General features: G+C 70.7%; 13 protein-coding genes. 3 read left to right on the forward strand and 10 right to left on the reverse strand.

Going from position 1 to position 11,799, the window contains the following annotated elements; translation table 11 throughout:
* Nucleotide 1: 1 nt before the first annotated feature.
* Entirely contained in the window at nucleotides 2–961 is a 960-nt protein-coding gene (locus tag ACIBG6_RS30720) for a fibronectin type III domain-containing protein (RefSeq protein ID WP_399225953.1), read from the reverse strand.
* 131 nt (nucleotides 962–1,092) lie between these two features.
* Here ACIBG6_RS30720 and ACIBG6_RS30725 point away from each other — a divergent pair, with 131 nt between their 5' ends.
* Complete coding sequence (locus ACIBG6_RS30725; RefSeq protein ID WP_399225954.1) at nucleotides 1,093–1,770, forward strand: hypothetical protein; 678 nt, start codon at nucleotides 1,093–1,095, stop codon at nucleotides 1,768–1,770.
* Nucleotides 1,771–1,777: 7 nt separating this feature from the next.
* Here the strand turns inward: ACIBG6_RS30725 and ACIBG6_RS30730 are convergent, their stop codons facing one another.
* The 9 genes from ACIBG6_RS30730 to ACIBG6_RS30770 all read right to left on the reverse strand — a co-directional run bounded on the left by ACIBG6_RS30730 (nucleotide 1,778) and on the right by ACIBG6_RS30770 (nucleotide 9,823).
* Nucleotides 1,778–2,431 (reverse strand): aspartate/glutamate racemase family protein, encoded by a 654-nt coding sequence (locus tag ACIBG6_RS30730; protein ID WP_399225955.1) that lies wholly within the window; start codon nucleotides 2,429–2,431, stop codon nucleotides 1,778–1,780.
* Between the two features lie 62 nt (nucleotides 2,432–2,493).
* A complete protein-coding gene (locus ACIBG6_RS30735; protein ID WP_399225956.1) occupies nucleotides 2,494–3,843 on the reverse strand; it encodes a nucleobase:cation symporter-2 family protein in 1,350 nt (449 codons plus the stop codon).
* Between the two features lie 436 nt (nucleotides 3,844–4,279).
* Nucleotides 4,280–5,668 (reverse strand): 8-oxoguanine deaminase, encoded by a 1,389-nt coding sequence (locus tag ACIBG6_RS30740; RefSeq protein ID WP_399225957.1) that lies wholly within the window; start codon nucleotides 5,666–5,668, stop codon nucleotides 4,280–4,282.
* Nucleotides 5,669–5,716: 48 nt separating this feature from the next.
* On the reverse strand, nucleotides 5,717–7,123 hold the full coding sequence (locus ACIBG6_RS30745) for a nucleobase:cation symporter-2 family protein (protein ID WP_399225958.1): 1,407 nt from the start codon (nucleotides 7,121–7,123) through the stop codon (nucleotides 5,717–5,719).
* 69 nt (nucleotides 7,124–7,192) lie between these two features.
* Nucleotides 7,193–8,116 carry a factor-independent urate hydroxylase gene (gene pucL, locus ACIBG6_RS30750; protein ID WP_399225959.1) on the reverse strand — a complete coding sequence of 308 codons (924 nt, stop codon included), beginning with the start codon at nucleotides 8,114–8,116 and terminating at the stop codon, nucleotides 7,193–7,195.
* 5 nt (nucleotides 8,117–8,121) lie between these two features.
* On the reverse strand, nucleotides 8,122–8,511 hold the full coding sequence (uraH, locus tag ACIBG6_RS30755; protein WP_024758738.1) for a hydroxyisourate hydrolase: 390 nt from the start codon (nucleotides 8,509–8,511) through the stop codon (nucleotides 8,122–8,124).
* Complete coding sequence (gene uraD / locus ACIBG6_RS30760) at nucleotides 8,508–9,032, reverse strand: 2-oxo-4-hydroxy-4-carboxy-5-ureidoimidazoline decarboxylase (RefSeq protein WP_399225960.1); 525 nt, start codon at nucleotides 9,030–9,032, stop codon at nucleotides 8,508–8,510. Before uraD ends, uraH begins: the two co-directional genes overlap by 4 nt.
* Nucleotides 9,033–9,188: 156 nt before the next feature.
* Complete coding sequence (locus ACIBG6_RS30765) at nucleotides 9,189–9,527, reverse strand: helix-turn-helix domain-containing protein (protein WP_399226094.1); 339 nt, start codon at nucleotides 9,525–9,527, stop codon at nucleotides 9,189–9,191.
* Nucleotides 9,528–9,571: 44 nt separating this feature from the next.
* A complete protein-coding gene (locus tag ACIBG6_RS30770; protein ID WP_078627122.1) occupies nucleotides 9,572–9,823 on the reverse strand; it encodes a hypothetical protein in 252 nt (83 codons plus the stop codon).
* Nucleotides 9,824–9,963: 140 nt separating this feature from the next.
* Between ACIBG6_RS30770 and ACIBG6_RS30775 the strand changes: the two genes are divergently transcribed.
* Nucleotides 9,964–10,815, forward strand: a complete 852-nt coding sequence (locus tag ACIBG6_RS30775; RefSeq protein ID WP_399225961.1) for a TIM barrel protein — start codon at nucleotides 9,964–9,966, stop codon at nucleotides 10,813–10,815.
* A 44-nt stretch (nucleotides 10,816–10,859) separates the two neighbouring features.
* Entirely contained in the window at nucleotides 10,860–11,750 is an 891-nt protein-coding gene (locus tag ACIBG6_RS30780; RefSeq protein ID WP_399225962.1) for a 2-hydroxy-3-oxopropionate reductase, read from the forward strand.
* Nucleotides 11,751–11,799: the final 49 nt, after the last annotated feature.

The following is an 11,799-nucleotide window of genomic DNA, read 5'->3' on the forward strand; positions in this document are numbered from 1 at the left end:
CTCAGCGGACCACCACCACGCGGGGTGCCGAGAAGTCGCCCCAGGTGCCGTCGGGGAGGCGGGCGCGGAGGGTGACGGTGTAGCGGGTGCCTGGAGGGTCCTGGACCGGGAAGGTGTAGGTGGCCCGGGTGGGAGGTGGTGTGGTGCCCCAGACGATGGTGGTGGCGAAGCGGCCGTCGAGGTGGAGTTCGTGGTGGGTGACGGGGGCTCCGGTGTCGGGCGGGGTCCAGGTGAGGGTGATCTCGCCCTTGGCGGCGGTGGCGGTGAGGTGCTCGGGCGCGGTGTTCGCGGGTGCGCCGGGTGCGGGGGTGGTGGTGAGTTCGACGCGGGGGCTTTCCGGGGAGGAGTTCTCGGCGGCGTCGCGGGCGCGGACCGTGAACGCGTAGGCGGTGCCGGGGCGCAGGCCGGTGACGCGGGCGGTGGTGGCGGTGCCGGGCGCGGTGTGGACGCGGGTGTCGGCCTGGTAGACGTCGTACGCGGTGACGCGGGTGTCGTCGCGGGACGGGGTCCAGGTGAGGGTGGCGGCGCGGCTGCCGTCGGCGGTGGCGCGGAGCACCCTCGGGGCGGTGGGGGGTGTGCGGTCCTCGGTGTCCACGGGGAGGGTGGTGGCGGCGACGGTGGCGCTCGGGGGCGAGACGTTGCCGGCGGCGTCGCGGGCGCGGACGGTGAAGGCGTGCGGGGTGGCGGGCGCGAGTCCGACGACGTCGGTCATCAGGGTGGTGGCGGGGAGGTCCCTGACCTTGCGGCCCGCGCGGTAGACGGCGTAGCCGGTGACGGCCCGGTCGTCGGTGGCGGCGCTCCACATGACGTGGACGGTGGTCGCGCTGCCCGCGGTGGCGGTGACCCCGGTGGGGACGGTCGGGGCGGCCGTGTCCTTCGGAGGGGGTTCCGGGGCGCCCGAGCAGGCGGCGAGCGTCAGCATCAAGGCGGTCAACAGGCTTGCGGCGAGCGGGCGTTGCACGGGAAGCCCTCCGTCCGTCGAAAAGGTCCAGACCTATATCGCACAGTCGGGCCGACCTCGGCAAGAGGTCGTTGTCAGTGGCGTGCGCTTCACTGGAATCGTCACGCTGAGTAGTCGATTCTGGGGGAATCATGACGGACCGTACGACCTATGTGACGCTCACCGGCGTACGCCGCCGCGGCTGGACCGACTCGATGGTCCGGGACCTGCTCGGCTCGCCCGACGTGCAGGGCCGCGACCCGCGCCGCTGGTCCCTCGCGCCCGTGCGGCTGTATCTCCTGGTGCGGGTGGAGACGGTGGAGCGGACGGCGGAGTTCGCCGCGGCCTCCCTGCTGTCGAAGGCCCGGTCGGCGGCCGCCGGGGTGTACGCGGCGCGGCGGCGGGCCGCCGTGCTCACCGCGATCCGCGCCGCGCCGATCGAGGTGCCGCTGCTCCCCGGCCCGGAGCTGGAGCGGCGGGCCGTCCGCCATCGGCATCTGCTGGGCGGGCGGAGCCCGGGAAGGACCGGGCCGGAACCGGGCGGGCCGGAGACGGACGGGGCGGAGACGGCCAGGGGGCTGACGGAGGGGGCGTTGACGGGCGGGGCGCTGACGCAGGGGGCGTTGACCGACGGGGCGCTGACGCGGTGGCAGGTGAGCTACCTGCGGCACGCTCTCGGGCGGTACGAGTCGCTGCTCGACGGTCTGTACGGGGAGACCGGCCGCGGGGATGCCGAGCGGTTGCTGCGGCGGCGGCTGTACGAGGCGATCGCCGCGGCCTACCCGGCCCTGGCCCGCGAGTGCCTGCGGCGGATCGCGGTGGAGCGGTGAGGAGGAGTCAGCCGGCCGGCAGGCGGGAGAGCGCGCGGCAGGCCGCCGGGATCGGGGCGACGACCTCGACCGCGCACCGGGCGCGCAGCTCCTCGGCGGCCTCGCCGAGCGGGCCGCCGCCGATGACGACGGCGCGCGCCCCGTCCCGTTCGGCGCAGGCCCGGACCGCCCGCTCCAGCCGGTCGAGGAGCAACGACGGGTCGGCGGAGAGGCGTTCGGGGGTGCCGGCTGTGAGCCGGATGCCCGTGTACCGGTCGGCGAGGCCGAGCGCCGCCACGCGCGCGGCGATGGCCTCGGCAAGGAGCGGCGTGGTGGTCGCCACGCCGAACGGCGTGCCGCCGGCGGCGGCCTCCAGGAGGGCCGCCTCCCCGAGCCCCGCCACGGGCAGGCCGGTCGCGGCGCGCAGCGCCTCCAGGCCGGGGTCGCCGAAGGCGCCGACGAGGAGCGCCGCGCAGTCGCCCTCGGCCTCGGCCCTCAGTCCGGCGGCGAGCACCTCGGGGGCGGCGGCGCGCAGGGCTGCGGGGTCGGTGAGCATGCCGGGGCCGCGGGTGACGGTGACCCCACGGACCGCGCGGCCTCCCGGCCGGGCCCCCAGGGTCCGGCGGGCGATGGCGGTCATCATCGCGGTCGTCGCCGTGGAGGTGTTGGGGTTGATCAGCACGACGGCCCCGGGCCCCGCGGCGTGCGCGGGGACCGGGGCGGTCGGTGGGGCTACGAGCGGGTTCAGTGGACGTGCGCCGCCTTCGCCGTGGCGCTGCCGGAGATCTCCTCGCCGGGCTCCATCGGCGCGGTGACCTGGTCGTCGTCCCGGCCTCCGCCCAGGTGGTTGAAGACCACGTTGAGCAGGACGGCCGCGACGCAGCCGGTGGATATGCCGGAGTCCAGGATGATCTTCGCGGTCTCCGGGAAGGCGTGGTAGAAGTTCGGTGCCGTGATCGGGATGATGCCGACGGCCAGCGAGACGGCCACGATCAGGACGTTGTTGTCCTTCTCCAGGCCGGCCTTGACCAGGGTCTGGATGCCGCTGGCGGCGACGGAGCCGAAGAGGACGACACCCGCGCCGCCGAGGACCGGCCTGGGCACGACCGAGATCAGCGAGGCGGCGATCGGGGAGAGCCCCATCAGGACCAGGAAGCCACCGCCGCAGGCCACGACGAAGCGGCTGCGGATTCTGGTCATGGCGACCAGACCGATGTTCTGGGCGAAGGCGCTGCACATGAAGCCGTTGAAGAGCGGGCTGATCGCCGAGCCGAGGGTGTCGGCGCGGAGGCCGGCCGCGATGGTCTTCTCGTCGGCGGGCCGTTCCACGATCTCGCCGAGCGCCAGCATGTCGGCGGTCGACTCGGTCATGGAGACGAGCATGACCACGCACATCGAGATGATCGCGGCGAGCGCGAACTGCGGGGCGCCGAAGTGGAACGGGGACGGGAAGCCGACGATGTCCGCCTCGGTCACCGGGGAGAAGTCGGTGACCTCGAACGGTATGGCGATGAGCGTGCCGATGACGAGGCCGACCAGGACGGCGACCTGCTTGAGGAAGCCGCGGGTGAAGCGCCGCAGCAGCAGGACCACGACGAGCGTGATCGCGGCGAGGGTCAGGTACGTGGTCGAACCGTAGTCCTTGGCCGTGGGGTTGGGCCCTTGGGCCCAGCCGAAGGCGACCGGGAGGAGGGAGACACCGATGAGGGTGATCACGGTGCCGGTGACGACCGGCGGGAAGAACCGCACGAGCCGGGAGAACCAGGGGGCGGCGAGGAAGCCGAGCAGTCCGGCGACGATGATCGCGCCGAAGATGACGGGCAGCGCGTCGGACTTGTCGTCGGTGGTGTCGACGATCGCGAGCATCGGGGCGACACCGGCGAAGGTGACGCCGTTGACGAACGGGAGCCGGGCACCGATCTTCCAGACACCGAGGGTCTGGAGGAAGGTCGCGAGACCGGCGGTGAAGAGGCTCGCGCCGGTCAGGAAGGTGAGTTCGGTGCCGGAGAGGCCGACGGCCGCTCCGACGATCAGGGGCGGCGCGACGACGCCCGCGTACATGGCGGCCACGTGCTGGAGGCCGCTCGTGAGCATCTTTACTGGGGGCAGCGTCTCGTCGACCGGATGCTTCTCGCGGTCTTCGGGGGCGGAGCCTGCGTCTTGTGCATTGCGAACCTGGGGCTTGGCGGCCACGGCGGTTCCTCCGGTCGGTTACACGTCGGCGGTGACGCGGGGTTCAGGGAGGTGGAGCGATGCGGTGCGAAGTACAGGAGGTGCGGCTCGTTGCGGGGGTGGAGCGGTGCGGGCGCGGGGTGGAGACGTACGCACGCGGGGTGGAGAGGTGTACGCGGGAGGAGGCGCTGCACGGGGACGGGTGCCCTACAGGGGGGTGCGGGCGGGCATCACCTTCCCGGGAGGTGCCGTACGTCTTCTGCGTACGGCACCTCCCGGTCGGGCTGCCGCGGACCCCGCTCGGGTCCGCGGCGACCGACCGAGGGCCGTCCCCCTCGGTCGGACTCCATGGGGAGGGTCAGCTCTGGGCCGTGATACGGGCCAGGCGCTGCGCCTCCGCGCGCGCGTCGCGCGCGATCTGCTCCTCGTCGGCGAACAGCAGTCGGTTGTTCTCGACGATCTGCTTGCCGTTGACGAAGGAGGCGGTGACCGGGGCCGCGGCGCCGAAGACGATCGCGGTGACCGGGTCGGCGATCGAGGAGTGGCCGAGGCCGTCGATCTTCCAGAGGACGAAGTCGGCGAGCTTGCCGGCTTCGAGGGAGCCGATGTTGTCGGCGCGGCCGAGGACCTGCGCGCCGCCGTAGGTGCCGAGGCGCAGGGCCTGGCGGGCGTTGAGCGCGGCCTCGCGGTGGGCGCCGAGGCGGTTGATGAGGAGCGCGTTCCGCAGCTCGGTGTGGAGCTCGCCGGACTCGTTGGACGCGGTGCCGTCGACACCGAGGCCGACGGGCACGCCCGCCTTCAGCATGTCCGGTACGCGGGCGATGCCGGCGGCGAGGCGCGCGTTGGAGGACGGGCAGTGCGCCACACCCGTACCGGTGCGGGCGAAGGCGGCGATGTCGGAGTCGTTCATGTGGACGCAGTGCGCCATCCACACGTCCTCGCCGAGGAAGCCGGTGGACTCGAAGTAGTCCGTCGGGCCCATGCCGAAGAGCTCGTGGCAGAACTTCTCCTCCTCCACGGTCTCCGAGCCGTGGGTGTGCATGCGCACCCCGAGCCGGCGGGCCAGCTCGGCACCCTGCTTGAGCAGCTGGGTGGAGATGGAGAAGGGGGAACAGGGGGCGACGGCGACCTGGGTCATCGCGTCGAAGGAGGCGTCGTGGAACTTCCTGACGGTCTCCTCGGTCGCGGCGAGCGCGCCCTCGGTGGACTCGACGGCGAAGTCGGGCGGCAGGAAGCCGTCCTTCTCGCTCATGTCCATCGAGCCGCGGGCGAGGGTGAAGCGGACGCCCATGTCGGAGGCGGCACCGATGATGGCGCCGGACAGGTCGCCCGAGTTCTTCGGATAGACGTAGTGGTGGTCCATGGCGGTGGTGACGCCGCCGCGGGCCATCATCGCCAGGGAGCCCTGCGCGGCCACGCGGACCATCGACTCGTCGATCCGCGACCAGGTCGGGTAGAGCGCCACGAGCCAGTTGAACAGGTTGTGGTCGGTGGCCAGGCCACGGGTGATCCACTGGTAGAAGTGGTGGTGGGTGTTGACCAGACCGGGCGTCACCAGATGACCGGTGGCGTCGATCCGGCGGACCACGTTCTCCAGGCCCTCGGGCGCCTTGCCGGCACCGATGGACTCGATCCTGTTGTCGGCGACGACGAGGTAGCCGGAGGCGTACTCGGTGTCGTTCGCATCGACGGTCGCGATCGCCGCGTTCTCGATGACGATGCGCTGGGCTGCCGAAGGTGCTGCCATGGCGGTGCTTCCTTCATTCCTCGGGGGTGGTGTGGGCACGGCAGGACCCTAGGAGGATTTGAGTGCCGGGGCCGCGTGACGGCTCCGGGTGCCGAGATGGTGGAAGAACAAGTTGAGCAGGACGGCGACGAGCGCGCCCGCGCTGATGCCGGAGCCGAGCACGGTCTGCGCCCAGGCCGGGAAGTCGGCGTAGAAGGTGGGAGCGGCGAGCGGGATGATGCCCGCTCCGAGCGCGACGGCCACCAGGATGATGTTGGAGCTGTCGTCGAGTCCGGCTTCCGAGAGGGTGCGGATGCCGCTGACCGCGATCGAGCCGAAGAGGACGATTCCGGCGCCGCCGAGGACGGGCATCGGGACCGTGGAGACGACCGCGCCGAGGACCGGGAAGGCACCGAGGACCAGCAGGGCGCCGCCGGCGACGGCGACGACGTACCGGGAGCGGACCCGGGTGAGCGAGACGACGCCCACGTTCTGGGCGAAGGCCGAGGTCGGGAAGCCGCCGAAGACGGGGCCGAGCAGGGTAGCGATGCCGTCGGTGCGCAGACCCCGGGTGATGGTCTTCCCGTCGCTGCGGCGGTCGCAGATCTCGCCGAGGGCGAGCATCCCGGCGCTGGACTCGGTCATCAGGACGAGCATCACGATGCACAGGGAGAGGATCGCGGCGGGCTGGAACTCGGGCGCGCCGAAGGCGAAGGGGGCGGGCAGGGCGGCGACGGGCGCCTCGCGCAGGGCGGTAAAGTCGGCCATCCCGAAGGGGATCGCGGCGAGGGTGCCGATGAAGAGGCCGAGCAGCAGGGCGATCTGCTTGACGAAGCCCTTGCCGAAGCGCTGGAAGAGCAGGATGACGACGAGGGTGAAGCCGGCGAGCGCCAGGTACTTCATGGCGCCGAAGTCGGCGGCGGTCTTGTCGCCGCCCTGGGCCCAGCCGACGGGCACGGGCATCAGGGTCACCCCGATGAGGGTGATGACGACGCCGGTGACGAGCGGCGGGAAGAAGCGCAGGAGCTTCCCGAAGAACGGTCCCACGGCGAGACAGAACACTCCGGCGACCATCACCGCGCCGTAGATGGCGGGGAGTTGGTGCCCGGGGGCGCTGGTCTCGGCGATCGCGAGCATCGGGGCGATGCCCGCCGAGGAGGCGGCGTTGACGAACGGGAGCCGATTGCCGGCGAAGGTCCGGATGCCGAGGGTCTGCAGGATCGTGGCACAGCCGGCGATCAGCAGGCCGGCGGCGATGAGCCGGGTCATCCCTGCCCCGTCCAGGCCGACGGCCTGGCCGATGATGAGCGGCGGGGTGACGACACCGGCGTACATGGCGGCGATGTGCTGGAGTGCCGCGGGGACGAGCCGCGAGGCAGGGAGCTTTTCGTCCACCGGATGGACCTGGTGTGTGGTCTCCGGTGGGGTGGAACACGGGCCTTCGGCGGATGCCGGCCCCATTGCAGGCGGTGCCATGGGAGTCCCTCCGGGCTGGTGCGGGCCCCGCCCGACTGCGGGCGGGCGGGGCCGTCACTCAGATGGCGCTTAGAGGTTGGTCATGTCGACCGGGATCTGCGCCGTGGCTCCGTCACGCAGCACGGTGGCCTCGATGAGGCCGTACATGCGGTCGGCGGCGTAGTAGACCTCGTTGTCGTTCTTCAGACCGAAGGGCTCGAGGTCGACCAGGAAGTGGTGCTTGTTCGGGAGCGAGAAACGGACTTCGTCGATCTCCGAGCGGTGGTTGATGATGCGCGTGGCCATCTGGTACAGCGTCTGCTGGAGCGAGTACGAGTACGTCTCCGAGAAGGCCTCGAGCATGTGCTTGCGGGTCTGCTCGTAGGACCGCTCCCAGTTGGGCATGCGCTGGTCGTCGTCGGTCCAGTTGAACCGCCAGCGAGCGGACACCTGCGTGGCCAGGATGCGGTCGTACGCCTCCTGGAGCGTCGTGTACTTGTCCTTGATGTAGCCCCAGAACTCCGAGTTGGTGGAGTTCATGACGACGAGGTCCTTGAGGCCGGAGATGACCTCCCACTTCTCGCCGTCGTACGTCACCTGGGTGACGCGGGTCTCCTGGCCCTTGCGGGCGAAGGAGTGGTTGACCTCGTCGGCGCCGATGAACTTGGAGTTGGCGTCCGAGGAGGCGATGCGCTCCCAGGAGTACTCCTCGATCCGGATGCGCGCCTGCTTGATCGGCTCCTGGCTCGTCACGAAGTGGCGGGCGAGGTGGATGCCGAACTGCTCGGCGGACTCGATGCCGTACTCCTTGGCGAACGCGAAGATGGTGTTCTTCGTCGTGTCGGTGGGGAGGCAGTGGGCGTTGGAGCCGGTGAGGTGGACGTCGTCGAGGTCGCCGGAGAGGGCGACGGAGACGTTCAGGTCCTTGATGTGGTGGGTGTCGCCGTCCCGCGTGATCTTGACGACGCGGTTCTCTGCTTTGCCGTACTGGTTCTGGCCGAGAATCGTGGGCATGTCTGCTAGCTCCCTCGGTAAACGGAGTAGCCGAACGGGTTGAGCAGCAGCGGTACGTGATAGTGCTCGCCCGGCTTGACGGCGAACGTGATCGCCACCTCCGGGAAGAACGCACCGCTGTCCCTTACGCGGGGGGCGTCCTGCTGCGCCTCGGCTTGCTTCTTGGAGAAGTACTCCTCGACCTCGAAGTCGAGTCGTACGTGGGTGGTTTCTTCCGGCAGGGCCGGCAGGTCCTTGCAGCGCCCGTCCGCGTCGGTGGCGGAGCCGCCGAGCGCGACCCACTCGCCGTCGAGGCCCTTGCGGGCCGCGAGCGTGATGGCCACGCCCTCGGCGGGGCGGCCGATGCTGGTGTCCAGGATGTGGGTGGACACCGAGGCCGTGGTGTCGGTGCTCATGCGGAGCTCTCTTCCTCGGAGGTCTCTACGAGACGGGTCAGCCGGATGCGGTTGATCTTGCCCAGTTCGGTGCGGACGATCTCCCGCTCCTCCTCGGGCGAGTTGCCGATCCGCTCACGGACCGCGTCGCGCATCTGCTCGCCGGTCCTGCCGGTGGCGCAGATGAGGAAGACATGGCCGAACTTGTCCTGGTAGGCCAGGTTGAGTTCGAGCATCTCGGCCTTGAGCTCCTCGGAGGCGCCGGCCATCCCGCTCTGTTCGCGGGAGGAGGTCGGGTCCCCGGCCTTCGGTCGACCGATCGGCGGGTGGCCCGCCATCGCGTCGGCCAGGTCCTCGGCGGTCAGCTCGGCCATGGCGGCGTCGCTGGCGAGGAAGAGGGCTTCGGCGGTGGCGTACGGGCGCTGGGCGAGCAGTTTGCTCCCCCACGCCGAGCTGGAGCACACCTCGTGGAGCGCGGCGAGAGCCTCGCTGTCCGCCGAGGTGTTGAACCGGGTCAGACCCGGTGTCGTACCTGAAGTCACGGGAAGCCTCCGTGGCTGTTTTTCGCTGTGCGTCGGACGGGCTGCGGATAGCTAACGCCCTCCCGCAACATGACGTCAACACTTTGTTGAAAAGTCGGCCACACAAAAGCCGTCGTCCCGACATCTGGACGACGGCTCCCGGTCACACAAGATCAACTAGCTGCTCTCGGCAGCCTTTTCCCTGTTCAGGGCGGTCTCTCTGTTCAGGTAGTTGTACACCGTGAAGCGACTGACGCCCAGCGCCCCCGCCACCGTCTCCACCCCATGGCGCACCGAGAAGGCACCGCGTGCCTCCAGAACGCGCACCGCTTCCTGCTTCGCCTTGCGGTCGAGTTCGGCCAATGGCATCCCGTGCCGTCGTTCCATCGCCGCGAGGATGTGATCCAGCGAATCCGACAGCTGCGGAAGCCGTACGGCGAGCACGTCCTCCCCCTCCCAGGAGAGGACGACGTCGTCGCCCTGCGCCTGCGCGGGGCCGAGCAGCTCGCCCCCCATGGCGTCGACCAGCGGCTTCACTGCCGCGACCAGCGGGTGTTCGGTCACTTCTCGCCCTCCCCGATCACATTCACCTGGAGGGAGACCCGGGTGGCACCGGCCGCGAGCGATCTGCGCAGCAGCGCGTCGACCGCGGTGAGCACCTCGTCGGCACCGCCTTCCGCCGTGTTGCCGAAGGGGCCGACATCCACCGCGTCCAGTTCGGCCGACTGGATGACCTCTCGGGCCACGACCGCGTGCGCCGGCGCCTCGTCGAGGTCGAACGGCTCGGTCGTGAACTCCACTCTCAAACGCACCATGCCCCCAAAGTACGGCCCCGCTCCGGTCGGCGGGAGCCCCGGACCTGCGGGGACCTCTTGACAAGGTGGACAACCTGCTTGCAACATTCCGTCAGACAGAAACTTACTTCCGCGATACGGAAGGAGCGCCGCCCCTCATGGCCCGCTTCTCAGCAGGCGCAGGCACGGACCAGCGCTTCGATGTGAACCTGTCGATCCTCTTCACGGAACTCCCGCTCCTGGAGCGCCCCGCGGCCGCAGCCGCGGCGGGCTTCACCGCGGTCGAGCTGTGGTGGCCCTGGATCGACACCGCCACCCCCGAGCAGAGCGAGCTCGACGCCCTCAGGAAAGCCCTTGAGGACGCCGGCACCCAGCTGGTGGGTCTGAACTTCTACGCCGGGCAGCTCCCCGGCCCGGACCGCGGTGCCCTCTCCGTACCCGGGGACGAGTCGGACCGCTTCCGCGCCAACATCGAGGTGGCCGCCGACTTCGCCGCCTCGGTCGGCTGCAAGGCGCTCAACGCGCTCTACGGCAACCGCGTCGACGGCGTGGACCCGCAGATCCAGGACGCCCTCGCCCTGGAGAACCTGGTCCTCGCCGCCCGCGCGGCGGACCGGATCGGCGCGATCCTCCTCGTCGAGACCCTCAACAAGCCGGAGTCGCCGCTCTACCCGCTGGTGAGCGCCCCCTCCGCGATCGAGGTCATCGACAAGGTGAACGCGGCCACCGGCCTCGGCAACGCCAAGTTCCTCCTCGACATCTACCACCTGTCGATGAACGGCGAGGACGTCAGCCAGGTCATCGCGGAGTACGCCGCCAAGACCGGCCACGTCCAGATCGCGGACAACCCGGGCCGCGGCGCGCCGGGCACCGGCGAGCTCCCCCTGGAGCAGCTCCTCGGCGAGCTCAGGAAGGCCGGCTACGACGGCTGGGTCGGCCTGGAGTACAAGGCCGCCGACGCCGCCGCGTCCTTCGACTGGCTCCCGGCCGAAGCCCGCCCGGCCCGCTGACCAGCGACTTCTCCCCGTACCACCTTGTTTTGAGAGGCACCCTCATGAGCAACCTCCCCAAGATCGCTTGGATCGGCCTCGGCATCATGGGCTCCCCCATGTCCGAGAACCTGATCAAGGCCGGCTACTCGGTCACCGGCTTCACCCTGGAGCAGGACAAGCTGGACCGCCTCACCGCGGCCGGTGGCACGTCCGCCGCGTCGATCGCGGAGGCCGTGAAGGACGCCGACGTCATCATCACGATGGTGCCCGCGTCCCCGCAGGTCGAGGCCATCTCCTACGGCCCCGCGGGCATCCTGGAGAACGCCAGGCAGGGCGCGCTGATCGTCGACATGTCGTCGATCACCCCGCAGACCTCGGTCGACCTCGCCAAGAACGCCGCCGAGAAGGGCATCCGCGTCATCGACGCCCCGGTGTCCGGCGGCGAGGCCGGCGCGATCGAGGCCGTGCTCTCGATCATGGTCGGTGGCGAGCAGGCCGACTTCGACGAGGCCCTCCCGATCCTGGAGACCCTCGGCAAGACCATCGTGCTCTGTGGCCCGCACGGCTCCGGCCAGACGGTGAAGGCCGCCAACCAGCTCATCGTCGCGGTCAACATCCAGGCCTGCGCCGAGGCCGTCGTCTTCCTCGAGAAGTCCGGCGTGAACCTCCAGGCCGCCCTGGACGTCCTCAACGGCGGTCTGGCCGGCTCCACGGTCCTGACCCGCAAGAAGGACAACTTCCTGAACCGGGACTTCAAGCCCGGCTTCCGGATCGACCTGCACCACAAGGACATGGGCATCGTCACCGACGCCGCCCGCAACGTCGGCGCGGCCCTCCCGGTCGGCGCTGTCGTCGCCCAGCTCGTCGCCTCCCTGCGCGCTCAGGGTGACGGCGGCCTGGACCACTCGGCCCTGCTGCGCGCCGTCGAGCGCCTCTCCGGCCAGCAGGTCTGATCCCAGGGGTGGCTCGTGGGTCACCCCCTCGCCCCTTCACCGGGGCCCC

It is taken from the genome of Streptomyces sp. NPDC050842, from assembly GCF_044456565.1.
In the GTDB taxonomy this organism is placed as follows: Bacteria; Actinomycetota; Actinomycetes; order Streptomycetales; family Streptomycetaceae; genus Streptomyces.